General features: G+C 73.7%; 13 protein-coding genes. 7 read left to right on the forward strand and 6 right to left on the reverse strand.

Annotation, left to right across the window (positions count from 1 at the left end):
• Positions 1-296: 296 nt before the first annotated feature.
• Positions 297-1,055: a histidine phosphatase family protein gene (locus BLW82_RS11630; protein ID WP_093498718.1), complete on the forward strand. Its 759-nt coding sequence runs from the start codon at positions 297-299 to the stop codon at positions 1,053-1,055.
• A 303-nt stretch (positions 1,056-1,358) separates the two neighbouring features.
• Here BLW82_RS11630 and BLW82_RS11635 read toward each other — a convergent pair whose 3' ends face one another.
• Positions 1,359-2,876, reverse strand: coding sequence for an amidohydrolase (locus tag BLW82_RS11635; protein ID WP_093498719.1), 1,518 nt, complete (start codon positions 2,874-2,876; stop codon positions 1,359-1,361).
• 456 nt (positions 2,877-3,332) lie between these two features.
• Here BLW82_RS11635 and BLW82_RS11640 point away from each other — a divergent pair, with 456 nt between their 5' ends.
• The gene (locus BLW82_RS11640; RefSeq protein ID WP_093498720.1) at positions 3,333-4,232 is read left to right on the forward strand and encodes a LysR family transcriptional regulator; all 900 of its coding nucleotides are present in this window, start codon (positions 3,333-3,335) and stop codon (positions 4,230-4,232) included.
• A 190-nt stretch (positions 4,233-4,422) separates the two neighbouring features.
• On the opposite strand, the gene BLW82_RS11645 is transcribed toward BLW82_RS11640, so the two are convergent.
• A complete protein-coding gene (locus BLW82_RS11645; protein ID WP_093498721.1) occupies positions 4,423-5,175 on the reverse strand; it encodes an SDR family NAD(P)-dependent oxidoreductase in 753 nt (250 codons plus the stop codon).
• Between the two features lie 306 nt (positions 5,176-5,481).
• Between BLW82_RS11645 and BLW82_RS11650 the strand changes: the two genes are divergently transcribed.
• Complete coding sequence (locus BLW82_RS11650; RefSeq protein WP_093498722.1) at positions 5,482-7,026, forward strand: dihydrolipoyl dehydrogenase family protein; 1,545 nt, start codon at positions 5,482-5,484, stop codon at positions 7,024-7,026.
• A gap of 140 nt (positions 7,027-7,166) precedes the next feature.
• Positions 7,167-7,718, forward strand: a complete 552-nt coding sequence (locus tag BLW82_RS11655) for a histidine phosphatase family protein (protein ID WP_093498723.1) — start codon at positions 7,167-7,169, stop codon at positions 7,716-7,718.
• A gap of 224 nt (positions 7,719-7,942) precedes the next feature.
• On the opposite strand, the gene BLW82_RS11660 is transcribed toward BLW82_RS11655, so the two are convergent.
• Positions 7,943-9,115, reverse strand: a complete 1,173-nt coding sequence (locus BLW82_RS11660; protein ID WP_256215588.1) for an IS4 family transposase — start codon at positions 9,113-9,115, stop codon at positions 7,943-7,945.
• A 478-nt stretch (positions 9,116-9,593) separates the two neighbouring features.
• Between BLW82_RS11660 and BLW82_RS11665 the strand changes: the two genes are divergently transcribed.
• Both BLW82_RS11665 and BLW82_RS11670 read left to right on the forward strand, forming a co-directional pair.
• On the forward strand, positions 9,594-9,953 hold the full coding sequence (locus BLW82_RS11665; RefSeq protein WP_093498724.1) for a DUF6204 family protein: 360 nt from the start codon (positions 9,594-9,596) through the stop codon (positions 9,951-9,953).
• Between the two features lie 260 nt (positions 9,954-10,213).
• Positions 10,214-11,629 (forward strand): hypothetical protein, encoded by a 1,416-nt coding sequence (locus tag BLW82_RS11670; protein ID WP_093508004.1) that lies wholly within the window; start codon positions 10,214-10,216, stop codon positions 11,627-11,629.
• Between the two features lie 7 nt (positions 11,630-11,636).
• On the opposite strand, the gene BLW82_RS11675 is transcribed toward BLW82_RS11670, so the two are convergent.
• Positions 11,637-12,071, reverse strand: coding sequence for a pyrophosphohydrolase domain-containing protein (locus tag BLW82_RS11675; protein WP_093498725.1), 435 nt, complete (start codon positions 12,069-12,071; stop codon positions 11,637-11,639).
• Between the two features lie 163 nt (positions 12,072-12,234).
• On the opposite strand from BLW82_RS11675, the gene BLW82_RS11680 reads away from it, so the two are divergent.
• Positions 12,235-13,233 carry a TAXI family TRAP transporter solute-binding subunit gene (locus tag BLW82_RS11680; protein WP_093498726.1) on the forward strand — a complete coding sequence of 333 codons (999 nt, stop codon included), beginning with the start codon at positions 12,235-12,237 and terminating at the stop codon, positions 13,231-13,233.
• A 9-nt stretch (positions 13,234-13,242) separates the two neighbouring features.
• Here BLW82_RS11680 and BLW82_RS11685 read toward each other — a convergent pair whose 3' ends face one another.
• Both BLW82_RS11685 and BLW82_RS11690 read right to left on the reverse strand, forming a co-directional pair.
• On the reverse strand, positions 13,243-14,640 hold the full coding sequence (locus BLW82_RS11685) for a sensor histidine kinase (RefSeq protein WP_093498727.1): 1,398 nt from the start codon (positions 14,638-14,640) through the stop codon (positions 13,243-13,245).
• 9 nt (positions 14,641-14,649) lie between these two features.
• Positions 14,650-15,336, reverse strand: a complete 687-nt coding sequence (locus BLW82_RS11690) for a response regulator transcription factor (RefSeq protein ID WP_093498728.1) — start codon at positions 15,334-15,336, stop codon at positions 14,650-14,652.
• Between the last annotated feature and the right edge of the window lie 220 nt (positions 15,337-15,556).

Genomic DNA, 15,556 nt, shown 5'->3' on the forward strand with positions numbered 1-15,556 from the left:
CGGCCAGGGTGGCCGGTGGCCCGTGGCCCGTGGCCGGTAAGCGGTGGCCGTTGCCCGTGCCGGTTCGGCCGGGCTGGGGGGCCCGCCGGCCAGGGTGGCCGGTGGCCCGTGGCCGGTGGCCCGTGGCCCGTGGCCGTTGAGCGGTGGCCGTTGTCCGTGCCGGTTCGGCCGGGCTGGGGGCCGGCCGGCCAGTCGGCGGGGTGGTTCCGGCCACTTGGCGGATGGTCCGGGCGGGGGGCCTGCGCCGACTCTGGAGCACGTGAGGCACCGCGTGGCCCAAGAAGGAGGCCGGTCCCATGTCGATCCACCTGACGCTTCTGCGCGCGCCCTGCGGTGACGCCACTCCAGACCCGCTGCTCGGCGACGCCCCCTTGAGCGAGCGCGACCTGCGCCTGACAGCCGCCGCGAGAGCAGTGCTCTCGCTGCATGGGCAGGCGGTCCGGACGCCCTCGACCCGTTGCTCCCAGACCGCCGACGCCCTCGGCCTGACGGCGGTGCCCGAGCCCATGCTGCGCGATCTCGACGTGGGCGACTGGCGCGGCCGCACCGTCGGTGAGGTCGCTGCGGCCGACCCCGACGGGTTCAGCGCCTGGCGCACGGATCCGGATGCCGCGCCCCACGGCGGAGAATCCGTACGCGAGCTCTGCCGCCGGTCGGCGGACTGGCTGAGCGGCATGGCGCGTGGCACGGGCCACACGGTGGTGGTCACCGAGGCGGCCGTCGTCCGAGCCGTGCTCATCCGTGCTCTGGCCATGCCGGCGAGAACGTTCTGGCATCTGTCCGTGCCGCCCTTGGACACCGTCCTCCTCACCTGGCGAGGCGGCTACTGGGACGTCCGGTTCGGACACGGCTCCCTCCCGGAGTCACGGCGACGGCCGCTCTCCCGGCCGACGGCCGTCCGCCTGGACTGCGGGGCCGACGGGGTAGACGGGGTCGACGGGAAGGAATGCCGTCAGTCGGGTCCGGCACCGTCGTGGCCGTTCGCGCAGTTCCCCGCGCCCCTTCGGCGCGCTGTTCAACCGCAGCGGACCTCGCCGGACCCGCTCACGGCCTGACCGGGACCTGTGCAGAGCCTGAGCAGGCGACGCCCGCCGCGCAGAGACAACCGGGCCCAGGCGGGCCGCCTCCGGGACGGCGAGCCGGCCGACGTCGCCACCGAGGACGCCAAGCGCGTCGGGGCGGGTGGCGCTGCTGGACGGCGGCCGGGTCCGCGCCAAGGGCACCCACACGGAACTCGCCCGGACCCACGAGACCTACCGGACGGCGGTGCCGGCATGACGGACCCCACCGCGTGGCCCGGACGGTACGGTCCCGTCCGGGCCACGGGGTCTGTCCGAGCCCCTCGGAGGCGGGCGCCGTCAGTACGGCCCATGGGTCCAGCGCCCGGCCGTCATCGTGGCGTGCACCGGCATCGCGCGCAGCGTGTCCGGGTCCGCCGTCAGTGGATCGACGTCCACGACCACCAGGTCCGCGGGGTCCCCGACCCTGATGAGCCGGCGTCCGCGGGCCGCCGCGGCCAGCGCGTCCCGCACCGTCAGGCGCTGCTCGGGATGCCAGGCGGGACGGTCGTCGTCGGTCCGGGTGACGGCCGACGCGACGGCGAGCCAGGGGTCCAGCGGCGAGACGGGCGCGTCGGAGCCGAACTCCAGCCGCGCCCCGGCGGCCAGCAGGTCGGCGTAGGCGAAGGCGCGTGAGGTGCGCCCGGCCCAGTACCGGTCCGCCACGTCGCGGTCGTCCGTCGCGTGCCGCGGCTGCACCCCTGCCGTGACCCCCAACTCGGCGAAGCGCGGCAGGTCCTCGGGGCTCAGCAGCTGCGCGTGCTCGATCCGGCCACGGCAGCGCACCGCCTCGAAGGCGTCCAGGGCGACGGTGTTGGCCCGGTCGCCGATGGCGTGCACCGCCGGTTCGATGCCGTGGGCGGCGGCCCGGCGCATGAGCCGTACCAGTTCGTCCGGTGCCGTCTGCTCGATGCCGTGCGAGCCGTCGGAGTCCTCGAGCCCCGGGTAGGGGTCCCGGCACAGCGCGGTACGGGTGTTGAGCGAGCCGTCCGTGAAGAGCTTGAGCGGGCCGACCCGCACCAGGCCGCCGGGCGCGCCGATTCCGGAGCCGGTGCGCAGCCCGCGCGCCACGGCTGTGTCCAGGTGGCTCGGGTAGACGGCGGCGGACACCCGTACGGCGGGCGGGGCCTGTGCCGAGCGCCGCTCCCAGGCGCCCACGGTGTCGCCGTACTGGAAGTCGATGACCCCGCTGACCCCGCGGGCGGCGGCGGCCCGGCAGGCGTCGGCGATCCAGTCGTCCAGTGTCGCGGCCGGCACCTCGGGCAGGGCCGAGAGGACCTCGTGGCCCTCCGCCTCCCGGATCAGTCCGGTCGGGTGGTCGCCGCGGCCGACCAGCGCCAGGCAGGCGGAGTTCAGCCACACGGCGTGCAGGTCGGCGCTGACCAGGGCGGCCGGCCGGTCCGGGAGGGCCGCGTCGAGGAGTCGCTTGTCGGGGGCGTCGGGCCAGAGGCCGTCCCGGAAGCCGTACCCGAACAGCACGGTTCCCGCGCCGGGCGCCGTACGGCCGTGCGCGCGCACCCGGTCGGCGACCTCGCGCGCGGACGCGGTGCCGGTGAGGTCGAGCCGGCGGCGTGCGCTCGCCCACTCGGCGAGGTGGACGTGGGCGTCCCACAGGCCGGGCAGCAGGACGCGCCCGTCCAGGTCGAGGACCCGCTCGTCCGCGACCGGCCCGGTGGGCGCCACGGCCCCCCGGTCCGGGACCACATGGGTGACCCTGCCGTCCGCCACCCGCACCCCGACCAGCGGCCCGCCCGCCCCCAGCCGCACCCGGCCGAGCGTCAGCGCCGGCCTGCGCGGTGTGCCTGCGACCTCGGTCATCGAGCCTCCGTCCGCCCTCACCAACGACAGCACATCAAACTTAGGGTCACCTTACTCGTCCGTGGTCGTCGCCCTACGCGGCCGTGGTCGGCGCCGGAGCCCCTGGGCGACGCCGCGAGTTCCTACGAAGATCTTTCGCAACCGCCCGGCGCGGAAAGGACCGCGCCGCCAGCGACGCAGATCCGGTGCGCGACCGAACCGGGTCCCCCGTCACTGCGGGCGGCCGCTGCCGCCATGTCGACAGTCGACTCCGATCCTCGATGACGCGTATACCGGCCGGTGAATACCGCTGCTCCGGTTATTCACCGTCGTACATGGCCACGCCCGAGAGGTCCGCCACTGTCCCGTTCAGGACAGAAAGCCGCAGACAAGGGCCATTTCCGACAGGGACGGGGTCGCCCGCGACGTCGACCGCCCCCGCGTGACTCCGGTCCGTGGCCGTGATGGCATGTCGGCATGGAGTTGCGGGAGTTGCGGGCGTTCGTCGCGGTGGTGGAGGAGGGCGGGCTGTCGGCCGCCGCCCGGCGGCTGCATGTGAGCCAGCCCGCGCTGTCCCAGACGATCAGCGGGCTGGAGCGGCAGCTGGGGGTGCGGCTGCTGGTGCGCGGGAGCAGCGGGGTGAAGGCCACCGAGGCGGGGACCGCGCTGCTGGGCGAGGCGCGGGCGGTGCTCGCCCGGCACGACCGGGCGGTGCGGGTGATGGCCGGGTACGCCGGTCCGGGCGGCGGGTCGCTGCGCGTCGGGATCCCCCTGGAGCTGCCGTCGGGGCTGCTCGACCCGGCGCTGGCCGAACTCGCCGCGGCGCATCCGGAGACCCGGGTGCAGGCCCGGCACCTGTCCACGGCCGAGCAACTGGCAGCGTTGCGGGCCGGTGAACTCGATGTCGGCTTTCTGCGGGAGCGGCCGTCCGGGCCGGAGTTCGACGCGCTGCTCGTCGCCCGGGAGAAGCTCGGTGTGCTGGTCGCCGCCGCGCAGGCCGCCGAGCTCGCCGGACCCGACGGCATCCCGCTCGACGCGCTCGGGACCCTGCGGTGGGTCGGGTTCCCGCGCGCCGGCAGTCCCGCCTGGTACGACGAGCTGACCGCGGTCCTGCGCGGCCACGGCCTGGATCTCGGCCCCGAGGCCCCCGAGGGTCAGGCGCTGATCGCCGACGTGAAACTGGCCGCGGTCGCCTCCGGGCAGGCCTTCGCGCTGGCCCCGCCGGGCTGGCAGCAGCCGCTCCCCGACCATGTGTCCTGGTCACCGCTGGCCGGGACGCCGCTGGTGCGGCGCACCTGGGCGGTGTGGCCGGCCGACTCCCGCCGCCGGGACCTGGGCCGGTTCGTCGCCGCACTGGACCGGTCGGCGCGGGAGTAGCGGACCCCCCTTACCGGATCCGTCAGACGGGCCGCCCCTGACGCGATCCGTCAGACGGGCCGCCCCTGACGCGATCCGTCAGACGGGCCGCCCCTGACGCGATCCGTCAGACGGGCCGCCCCTGACGCGATCCGTCAGACGGGCCGCCCCTGACGCGATCCGTCGGACAGGCCGGCCCTTACGGGGCCCGTCAGACGGCCGTACGGCCGCCGTCGACCGGCAGGATCGCGCCCTGCACGAAGCTCGCCGCGTCGCTCACCAGGAAGGCGATCGCCTCGGCGATCTCGCGCGCCTCGGCGGGCCGGCCGGCGGGGGCCTGGGCGGCCAGGGCGTCCAGGTCGTCGCCCATGACGGCCGTGCCCTCCGTGCGGGTGGGGCCGGGCTCCACGGCGTTGACGCGCACCCCCTGCGGGCCGAACTCGGCGGCCCAGGACTTGGTCAGCAGGTTGACCGCCGCCTTGCTCGACGCGTACAGCGCCATCCCCGCGAGCCCGTACTCGGCGACCATGGTGCTGACGTTGACGATGGCGCCCTGTCCGCGCTCGGCCATGGCCGGGGCGAGCTCGCCCACCAGGTAGAACGGCGCCTTCACGTTCAGGTCGTAGACGGTGTCCACCTGGTCCGCGGGCGTCTGTGCCGTCGGCCCGAACGGGAAGACGCCGGCATTGTTGACGAGGATGTCGACGCGGCCGCCGCCCAGCGCGGTGGCCTCGCGGGCCAGGCGCCGTACCGAGTCGGCGTCCCGCAGGTCGGCCGCCAGGAAGTCCGCCTTGCCGCCGCGCTCCCGGACGGCGCCCACCACCCGCTCGCCACGGTCCGCGTCGCGCCCCGCGACCAGGACGTGCGCACCACGCTCGGCGAGCAGTGTCGCGGTCGCGGCGCCGATGCCGCTCGTCGCGCCGGTCAGCAGGGCCACGCGTCCGGTCAGGTCAGCAGAACTCATGAGGTGTCCTTAAAGTGTGGAAAGTGGGGCGAATCCATCGTCCCGCCGCCTCGTCCGTGAGGCGACGGGAGTCCACAGCGGCAACGGCGTTCCCGGGATTCCGCTCGTCCCATCGGCGGATCCGATGTCCCTCATAAGCGCTCCCTGCAGAGCCCTCCAGAGGCGGTGCTTATGACGGCTCTTCGCCGGCCGTATGGCCGTGGCGCGACCGACCGCGCACGTCCCGCGGTTACATGACCCGTACGGCTCGGGGCCCCGGTGGCCCGGCACCGTGCGGACCGGCACCGATCGTCAGGTGAGGCAGCAATGAGCGAACGGAACGCAGAACTGCACGCAGAACCGCGCGCGGGTACGACCGCGGCGTCTCAGGCGGCGCCGAACGCGTCCGGGGAGAGCAGCACGTACGACGTGATCGTCCTGGGCGCGGGCCCGGTCGGGCAGAACGTCGCCGACCGGGCGCGGGCCGCCGGGCTCTCCGTGGCGGTCGTCGAGCGGGAACTCCTCGGCGGCGAGTGCTCCTACTGGGCCTGCGTGCCCAGCAAGGCGCTGCTGCGGCCCGTCCTCGCGGTCGCCGACGCCCGCCGTGTGGACGGCGCCCGGCAGGCCGTCACCGGACGGCTCGACGAGGCCGCTGTCTTCGCCCGCCGCAACCGTTACGTCACCGACTGGGACGACAGCGGGCAGGCACGGGGGGTCAAGTCCATCGGGGCCGACCTGTTCCGCGGCCAGGGCCGGCTCGACGGGCCGCGCCGGGTCACCGTCGGCCCGAGCACCGCCGGCCAGGACGACGGCGCCCGGCAGACCCTCGTCGCCCGGCACGCGGTGGCCCTCGCCACCGGCAGCCGGCCGGCGCTGCCGGACATTCCGGGGATCGAGGAGGCCAGACCCTGGACGAACCGGCACGGCACCGACTCCAGCACCGTGCCCGCCCGTCTGGTCGTGGTCGGCGGCGGCGGGGTCGGCGTTGAGATGGCGACGCTGTGGCAGGGGCTCGGGTCACAGGTCACCCTGCTCGTCCGGCGGCGGCTGCTGCCCCGCATGGAGGCCTTCGCCGGGGAACTCGTCGCCCAGGGGCTGGCCGAGGCCGGCGCGGACGTGCGGACGGGCGTCCAGGTGACCGCGCTGCGCCGACCGGACCCTGCGGGGCCGGTGACGCTCACGCTCGACGACGGCAGCGAACTGGAGGCCGACGAGGTCCTGTTCGCCACCGGCCGCACGCCCAACACCGACGACATCGGCCTGGAGACCGTGGGCCTGACTCCCGGCTCCTGGCTCGACGTGGACACGACCTGCCTGGTCGACGGGGTCGAGGGGGCGTGGCTGTACGGCCTCGGGGACGTCAACCACCGCGCGCTCCTCACCCACCAGGGCAAGTACCAGGGACGGACGGCCGGTGACGCCATCGGCGCCCGCGCCGCCGGGCGGCCGCTGGACGACGGGGACTGGGGCGACCACGCCACGACCGCCGACCGGCATGCCGTGGCCCAGGTCTTCTTCACCGACCCGGAGGCGGGCGCCGTGGGCCTGACCGCAGAGCAGGCGGCCGCCGCCGGGCACCGCGTCGAGACGGTCGACCTCGACCTGAACGCCGCCCAGGGCGCCAACCTCTACGCCGACGGCTACACCGGCCACGCCCGGCTGGTCGTCGACGCCGACCGGGAGGTGCTGCTCGGGGTGACCATGGTCGGGTCCGGGGTCACCGAGCTGCTGCACGCGGCCACCATCGCGGTCGTCGGCGAGGTACCCCTCAAACGCCTCCGGCACGCGATCGCCCCGTTCCCCACGATCAGCGAGATCTGGGTGTTCCTCGTCGCGGCGTACCGACGGCAGCGGGAGCAGTCGCACGCCTGAGCGGGTCGCGAGCGCGAAGCGATCCGGCTCCGCTGTGGCACCGTCGCCCGACTCGACGCCGATGTCACGGCGTACTGTCGTGCCCGTCCGGCGCCCGCCGGCGCCGGTGCCCGGTGCACGACCGAGGAGGAACATCTCCTGTGACCTGCCGAGTCATCCTCGTGGCCCCCGCCATCACCCCTTCGCTGCGGCGGGCCCGATTCGACGACGGTGACTCGATCGAGAGGCCCGGGGCGGTGGCGCTGTCCCTGCCGGCTGCGGGCGGGGAGGTCAGCTCGCCGAGTGTGCGCTGCCGGGAGACGGCGGCCGCGCTGGGCCTCGACGCCTCGGTGGAGCCCGAGCTGTCGGGCCTGGACGCGGGCCGCTGGCGGGGGCGGACGCTGGAGGAGGTCGGCACCGCCGAACCCGAGGCGCTGCTCCAGTGGCTGACCGACCCGGGGGCCGCGCCGCACGGCGGTGAATCGGTACGGGAGTTGTGCGCGCGGGTCACGGGCTGGCTGGACCGGACGGGCCGGTCCGCCGGCCGGACGATCGCCGTGGTGGAGCCGGAGGTGGTGCGGGCCGTGCTGCTGCACGCGCTGGGAGCGCCCGAGTCCGCGTTCTGGCGCGTGGACGTCCCACCGCTGTCGGCCACGGAGATCGCGGGCGGCCCCGGGCGCTGGAACCTGCGGCTCGGCCAGGCCGGCGGCTAGAGCCAATGCCGTTGCTTTATGGGTCGGCGGGTTTGGGTCGTTTGATGCGCACTGCTCGGGTTCCGGTGCGGGTGGGCTGGGGCCAGGTGTGGTGTTCGGCCCGTTTGAGGCGGTAGTTGGACATCTTGCGTTTGACGACGCGAGGCTGGCTGCGCAGGCGTCTGTGCGGCAGGAGTCGTTCCAGCAGGTCATGCTGGAGCAGGACGAGCGCTCTCACCAGCAGGTCAGGGGGAAAAACTGCCCGGCGTGACGGTCACGCTGCGCCGGGCAGAGCGCAAGGTCTCAGTGAAGGAGACCTGGTCGGGATCCAGACTCCGGGTGGCGGCGGTTCTCACCATCAGCTCGCGTAGCGCGTGGTGGACCAGCAGATGTGCCCAGATCTGCTGCAGGACACCTTCTGGTGTTTTGCTGCTGATCACCACGCGGGCTCCGCGTTGATGCGTCTTGAGCTCGGCGAAAACGGCTTCCGCCTCCCAGCGCTCCTGATACAGCGCGGCCAGCTGGCGGGCGGGATGGCGGCGGGCATCGAGCAGGCTGGTCACCAGCCGGTAGTCCTCGCCCGCGTGGCCGGTGCCGTTCAGCTGGTAGGCCAGCACCCGCACCGTGACCGGGTCGGTGTGCGCGGGATCGGTGTGAGCGTGGATGCGGGAGAGCCAGGATCCGTCCCGCAGGATCCGGTCAACGGGCAGGACCCGGTTGGCCGGCACCCTCCATAACAGGTCGGCGCCGGTAGCGGTGAAGGCCCGCCACAACGGCACACCGAGGAACTCCCTGTCGGCCAGCACGAGTTGTCCCGGCCCGCAGGAGCGGGGCAGGCGGCTTACGAGGGTGACTTCCCCAGTGCGGCAGCCGGCCAGCTCGGCGTCCAGCACGAGGTGCGTGCCCACCTCGATCAAGCAGGCCATCCGTACTTGGGGAAAGGAACTCTTGTCGTGGCCGCGGCTGTTTCCGGGGCGGCCGAAGGCAGCCTCGTTGGCCGCGCTGTCGGCAACGTCCCAGCAGGTCCCGTCCACTGCCAGTAGCCGCAGCCCCCGCCAGAACGCCCCCGGAGTTCCCTCGGTGCCCATCGGTTTCGCGGTCGTGGTGAACAGGACCCGCAGCGGCTCGGGACCCAGCCGCTGACGGGCCCGGAACAGTGACGATTTCGCCGGAATGCGCCAGTCACCCAGCAGGCCCTGGCCACGCAGGCCCTCGACCAGATGCCTCATCACGTCCAGATACGGCGCCGGCGAGAACAGGGCCAGCCCGAGCACGAAATACACCATCAGCCGGGCCGGCAGCAGGCGCCTGCGCTGTTCCGCACGACCGCACGCGGCCACTGCACGATCCACCAGACCGGACGGGTACACCCAGGTCAGCAAACCCAAGCCTGATAACTCGCCGACATCCGCAGACACCCGAACCACCCCCGGGAACACTGCACAACAGCGTACGCCCACGAGCTAACGCAACGGCATTGCGGCTAGAGCGTGTCGCTGTCAGCACCGCGGCGAGGATGCGTTCCCGGGTGCCCTCCACGCCCACCTGATCAGGCGTCCGAGAACGTCGCCCCCGTCCGTGTCCGGATCCGGCGCCGGCGGCTCAGTGATCGACCCTCCGAGGCGCGTCCGTCGGCCTGGATCCCGTGTCAACCTGCGCGCTCCCCAGATCCGTGGCCTCGCACTCCTGCCGGGCCCGCAGCGGGGTGCCGACCGGGCCGAACACCGCCATGACTGCTGACAGCCCGGTTGGCCCGGCAGGTGTGGGGCCGAAGGCGCTGACGGCTGCGGCTCGCCCCCCCGTTACCGTTTTCGTGGCTCCGCGATGGGGGTTCTCCGGCCTTCGGGCGCCGAAATGCGGTGGAGCGGTGTGCTCCGTCCTGCCTAGGGTCGCGCCATGACCACCCGCACCTTCCGCGTCACCGTCCGAGGCGTCTTCGACGGTCTCGGCGCCGAGCAGCGTGCCGAACTGCTCTCCCATGCCGCCGAGCACGACGTGCTGCGCGCGGCCTTCACGCCCGAGGGCCACCTCAGTTACGACATCACCGCCCGTCCGGCCTTCACCTTCCGCTTCCAGGACACCGGGGAGGAAGAGGAGGACATCCTGGTGGCGACCGAGCGCGCCGAGGAGACGGCCAGGGCGTGGCTCACCGAGCGCGGCTACGGCTACAAGAACCTCAGGTCCAGCGCGGAGGACCTCTCCCAGGCGCCCCTGAGCAAGCGGCAGCGCCGGGCGGCCGCGCAGCGGCAGGACTGACCCCGGGACCAACTCCGCTTCCGGCGCCGCCGGATACGGCCACGGCGACCTGAAGTCACCGTGGTCCAGGTCACGTAGAGATGTGGCCGGTTTGTGGGGAGCCTGTGCCGCGGGCGTGGCATGCTCGGGGCCACATCGGGTTACCGGCCGGTTCTACCCGTCGGTAACCATGACCGGTGCCTCTTCGTCACCCCCCACCCTCAGGACTGACCTTGCGCAGACGCACAAGGCTCGGGCATGCCCTCGTGCCCGGCTTCGTCATGACCGCCCTCCTTCTCGCCGCCGGCTGCGCCTCGCCGCCGCACCAGGCCGCCGCCGACGGCCGTGCACGGGAGGCCGTCCAGGCCTCCGACGGCTCCAGCGCCACCGCCCGCACGGACGGCCGGAGGCTCGCCGTCGCCGCCGCACCGGCCGCAGCCGCGACCACGGCCGCGGGCTCGGCGAGTGCGGGCCGACCGGCGCACCGCACCACGCTCACCGTCGCCTCGTACGACCGCGCCACCCGACGTGCCGTCATATCCAAGGCGGGACAAGGGAATTCGGGAGGCAAGGGGAGGGCGGGCTCACCCACCGTCTCCCCCAGCCCCACGGCGCCGTCACCGTCGGCCTCCGCCTCGGCCTCCGCCCAGCAGGCCGCCGTCGGTGACGTCATCGCCAGCGCCCCCGCACCCGGCGCCCCGGACGGGCTGCTCGCCAGGGTGACGAAGGTACTCGGCGAGACCGACGCCGGCACCGAGGTGCAGACCGAGCCCGCCACCCTCGACGCCCTGCTCGGCGACGACACCGCGAAGGGCACCGTGCCCGTCGACCCGGCCGCCTTCGACGTCGACAAGCTGCTGCCCGACGTCAAGGTCTCCTGGTCCAGGACCGGTGACGTGCACGTCGGCCCCGAAGGCGCCCACGTGCCGCTCGGCAGCCTCCGCCTGGACGTCAGCACCGAGGTGCCGGCCGCCGAGGGTGCTCCGGCCTCCGCCGCGGCCTCGGTCTCCGGCTTCGTGCAGGTCGCCCCTCAGGTCGACTTCGCCTACGGCGGTGCCGGCACCGGCACCGCGCCCGGCTCCGCCTACCTCGGGCTCTCCGGCGACTGGAACTCCGGCTGGGCGGTCAAGGGGCGGGCCGGGGCCACCGCCACCCCGCTGCGCATCCCGTTCGCCAAGCTGCACGCCGACCCCGTCCTCCAGGTCGGCGCGGTCCCGGTCGTCGTCAACCTCGACCTGACCTGCTACCTCCAGGTGAGCGGCGACGGCAAGATCACCGTCGACGTGGAGCAGAACCTGAAGGGTGCCTTCAAGGCGGGCGGCACCTTCGGCACGGCCCAGGGCTGGACGCCGGTCAGCAGCTCGACCATGACGAGCACGCCGGTGCGCACCTCGGTGACCACATCGGGAAGCGTCCGGACCGCGCTGGGCGCCGAGGCCTCCGTCGGCCTGTACGGCAGCGTGGGCGTCACCGCCGACCTGGCGCCGTACCTGCGCGGCGAGGCCACCGGCACGGTCACCGCCACCTCGGCGACCCCCGGCGTGCAAGCCCAGGGCGCCTGGAACCTGTACGGGGGTGTGGACCTCTCCGGCACCCTCCGCCTCCAGCTGTCCGTCTTCGGCACACCGGTACTGGAGCGGAGCATCCCGCTGGGCGCCCTGCACCGCGAGTGGAAGCTGGCGGGCGGCACCCTCTGACCTCGGGTCAGGCCGCGCCGCCCGGTATCCAGCCCTGGCCGCGCAGCACCGCCGAGACGTCCGGCGCCCGGTAGTGCTCCCCCTTGAGCACCTTGCCGTCGGCCCGGCGGGCCACCTGCCCGTCGGGCCCCAGCTTGCTCATGTTGGACCGGTGGATCTCGGCGAGCACCTCGTCGAGGTCGATCCCGTGCACCAGCGCGGTGCCGTACGCCACGTAGACCACGTCCGCCAGCTCGTGCGCGAGCCGGTCGAGAGGCCCCTCGACAGCGACCTCGGCGACCTCCGCGGCCTCCTCGGCGAGCAGTTCCCCGCGGTGCGCGGCCAGTTCGGGAGAGACCTCGGTCGGCGTGGTACGGACGGCCAGCCCGAAGGCATGGTGGAACTCCCGGACGAGCCGGGCGGGCGAGGTGCCGGACGGGGCACCGGGGACGGGACTGGTCATGCGAACGACTGTAGCGCCCGCCACTGACAGTCACCGAAAGTCCCGCCCCGCCGCCCTGCGCCCGGCCCGGGCCCGCCCCGCCGCCGTGCCCCCGGCGCGGTCCCGCCCCTGGTCCCGGCCCCGGCCCTGGTCAGGACGGTGACCGGCTGGCAGGATCGCGCGCATGTCCAAGCTGCTCCCCCGTATCGGCAGACGCCGCGCCCTCCAGTGCGCGACCGCCGGCGTCGTCGCGTTCGGCCTGCTGCTGTGGTGGCTGCTGCCGCTCGGCGAGAAGCCGCCGACCGGGACGATCGTCTTCAGCACCGGGACGCTGCGCGGCGTCTACCAGGAGTACGGCGAACGGCTGCGCACCGAGCTGCGCAAGGACATGCCGGGCCTGAAGGTGAAGCTGGTGCAGAGCAACGGGTCGTACGAGAACGTGCGGCGGGTGGCGACCGGCCACGCCGACTTCACCATCGCGGCGGCCGACGCGGTGGAGACGTACGAGCTGAACGGCGGCCAGGACGCCGGACGGCTGCGCGGGGTGGCCCGCCTCTACGACGACTACGTCCAGCTCGTCGTACCCCGCGACTCGGGCATCACCGGCGTCGCACAACTGCGGCACAGGCGGGTGGCGATCGGGCTGCCCAACTCGGGGGTGCGGCTGATCGCCGACCGGGTGCTCAGAGCCGCCGGGATGGACCCGGCGAAGGACATCACACCGGTGTCCGACGGCATAGACACCGGCCCGGACCAGTTGCGGCGCGGTGAGATCGACGCGTTCTTCTGGTCGGGCGGCCTGCCGACCAAGGGACTGCTCGACCTGGCGAAGAAGTTCAGCTTCACGTTCGTCCCGATCGGCGAGAGCCTCGTCACCAAGCTGCACACCGAGGGCGCGGCCTCGCTGTACTACCGGGCGACCAACATGCCGGAGTCGGCTTACCCGTCCGTGCAGCAGGGCACGACCGTGCCCACGATCGCGGTGTCCAACGTCCTGATGACCCGCAAGGACGTCGACCCGCGCCTCACCGAGTGGGTGACCCGTACGGTCATCAAGAGCCGCGACGACATCGGCAACCACGTCCACTCGGCCCAGCTGGTGGACCTGCGCACGGCGATCTACACGGACCCGCTGCCACTGCAGGAGGGGGCCCGCCGCTACTACCGCTCGGTGAAGCCCTGAGCCCCGCTCTCACCTGCCCCGCGGCACAGCCACGGTCACCCGCAGACCCCCCGGCTCATGGTGCTCGCAGGACAGCGAACCCCCACCCGCCGCCAGCAACGCCCGTGTGATCGACAGCCCCAGCCCCGACCCCTTCACGTTCTGATGCCGCCCGCTCCGCCAGAACCGGTCCCCCACGCGCGCGAGTTCCTCGTCCGTCAGCCCCGGCCCCGAGTCGGTCACCACGACCGTGGACAGGTCGCCCTCGGCACGCACGGTCACCTCCACCAGACCGCCCGCCGGCGTGAACTTCACCGCGTTGTCGATCACCGCGTCCAGCGCGCTGGACAGCGTGACCGGGTCGGCCCACCCGGTGGTCGGCGTGCACTCCCCGGTCAGCCGAACCCCCTTCGCGGCGGCGGCCGGTGCCCACGCGGCGATCCGCTCCTCGGCCAGCCTGCCGAGGTCGGTCGTCATCAGGTCCGCCTCGGCGTGCTCGGCCAGCGCCAGGTCGAGCAGGTCGTCCAGGACCTGCGCGAGCCGCTTGCCCTCGGTGCGGACCGAGGCGATCTCCTCGTTGTCCTCGGGCAGTTCGAGGGCGAGCAGCTCGATGCGCAGCAGCAGCGCGGAGAGGGGGTTGCGCAGCTGGTGGGAGGCGTCGGCGACGAAGGCCCGCTGCTGCTCCAGCACGTCCTCGACGTTGTCCGCCATCTCGTTGAACGCCCGGGCCAGCCGTCTGAGTTCCGGCGGGCCGCCGGCCGCCGCGACCCGGGACTTGAGCCGGCCGCTGGCGATCGCGTGCGTGGTGGCGTCGAGCACCCGTACCGGCCGCAGCACCCACCCGGTCAGCCGCAGCGCCGCGCCGACGGCCAGCAGCATCGCCGTGCACTCGCCGGCGCCGATGAGCAGCCAGTCGCGCAGCGTGCGGGAGCGCATCGGGCCGGTGGGCGAGTCGGTGACCACCACGGCGACGACGTCGCCGTCCCGGATCACCGGTGAGGCCACCACCAGCCGGCTGCGCTGCCAGGGCCACACCTGCGCGGGATCGTGGCTGCGGCGGCTGAGCAGGGACTCGTCGAAGGCCTCCCGGACCTCGCCGGTCGTCGGCAGCACCCAGTCGTCGGGCGCGTTGGCCATGGAGGACGCGTTCCGGTAGAAGACGCCCGCGCGGATGCCGTAGACGCCGTAGTAGCTGGCGAGTTCGCGGCGAAGGGTCTCCAGGCGGTCGTCCGTGCCCGTGGGGCGTGCGGTGGAGGGCGTGTCGGTCACGAACTGGGCGAGGGCGGCGAACCGCGCGGTGTCGTCGATGCGGTCGACGACGACCTTCTGCTGCTGCGCGGCGGCCGTGCTGACGGCGAGCGGAACGCCGAGCGCGAGCAGCACGGCCGCCATCAGGACGATGAGCAGCGGAAGGAGGCGTGTGCGCACCCGTCCCCGCTACGCGGCCGGGGCGACGAGCCGGTAGCCCACGCCGCGTACGGTCTCGATGAGCGCGGGCATGCGCAGCTTGGCGCGCAGGGAGGCGACGTGCACCTCCAGGGTGCGGCCGGTCCCCTCCCAGCTGGTGCGCCAGACCTCGCTGATGATCTGCTCCCGGCGGAAGACCACGCCCGGCCGCTGGGCGAGCAGCGCCAGCAGGTCGAACTCCTTGCGGGTGAGCTGCACGACCTTGCCGTCCACGCTGACCTGACGGGTGGGCAGTTCGATGCGGACGGCGCCGAGCCGCAGCGCGCTGTCGCCGCCGCCCTGGCCGTCCTCGTGGTGGGTGCGCCGGCTGACCGCGTGGATCCGGGCGAGCAGCTCCCCCGTGTCGTACGGCTTCACCACGTAGTCGTCGGCGCCCAGGTTGAGGCCGTGGATCCGCGAGCGGACGTCGGAGCGGGCGGTCACCATGATCACCGGGGTGCTGGTGCGCTTGCGGATCTTGCCGCAGACCTCGTAGCCGTCCTGGTCGGGCAGGCCGAGGTCGAGCAGGACGACGTCGTAGCCGTCGCTCTCGGGGACGAGGGCACGCAGGGCCTCCTCGCCGCTGCGGGCGTGGGTGACGGAGAACCCGTGCCGGGCCAGGACCGCGGAGAGCGCGGCGGCGACGTGGTTGTCGTCCTCGACGAGCAGCAGTCTCATCCCGGCCCCCTCCGGTTCAGCGGTCGTACGGTCGTGGTTCGTCGTCGGCTTGCCTGCGGAAAGCCCACGTTCTGGAGATGACGTGCACACGCGCGTGCACGAGGAGCAGTCACGCTGATGGACGCCGACGGCGTCAAGTGGGTTCCGGGGGCGGGCGGGTTCCGTTACCCGGCCGATACCCGGGCGGCCGCCGGTGCTACGAGCCGTGTCCGGCTGCTAC

This window comes from Streptomyces sp. Ag109_O5-10 (assembly GCF_900105755.1).
Lineage (GTDB): Bacteria > Actinomycetota > Actinomycetes > Streptomycetales > Streptomycetaceae > Streptomyces.

Coding starts and splice junctions, on each gene's coding strand:
- BLW82_RS11630 (WP_093498718.1), top strand. CDS start 297: ATGTCGATCCACCTGACGCTTCTGCGCGCGCCCTGCGGTGACGCCACT.
- BLW82_RS11635 (WP_093498719.1), bottom strand. CDS start 2,876: ATGACCGAGGTCGCAGGCACACCGCGCAGGCCGGCGCTGACGCTCGGC.
- BLW82_RS11665 (WP_093498724.1), top strand. CDS start 9,594: ATGACCACCCGCACCTTCCGCGTCACCGTCCGAGGCGTCTTCGACGGT.
- BLW82_RS11645 (WP_093498721.1), bottom strand. CDS start 5,175: ATGAGTTCTGCTGACCTGACCGGACGCGTGGCCCTGCTGACCGGCGCG.
- BLW82_RS11690 (WP_093498728.1), bottom strand. CDS start 15,336: ATGAGACTGCTGCTCGTCGAGGACGACAACCACGTCGCCGCCGCGCTC.
- BLW82_RS11650 (WP_093498722.1), top strand. CDS start 5,482: ATGAGCGAACGGAACGCAGAACTGCACGCAGAACCGCGCGCGGGTACG.
- BLW82_RS11670 (WP_093508004.1), top strand. CDS start 10,214: ATGACCGCCCTCCTTCTCGCCGCCGGCTGCGCCTCGCCGCCGCACCAG.
- BLW82_RS11680 (WP_093498726.1), top strand. CDS start 12,235: ATGTCCAAGCTGCTCCCCCGTATCGGCAGACGCCGCGCCCTCCAGTGC.
- BLW82_RS11640 (WP_093498720.1), top strand. CDS start 3,333: ATGGAGTTGCGGGAGTTGCGGGCGTTCGTCGCGGTGGTGGAGGAGGGC.
- BLW82_RS11675 (WP_093498725.1), bottom strand. CDS start 12,071: ATGACCAGTCCCGTCCCCGGTGCCCCGTCCGGCACCTCGCCCGCCCGG.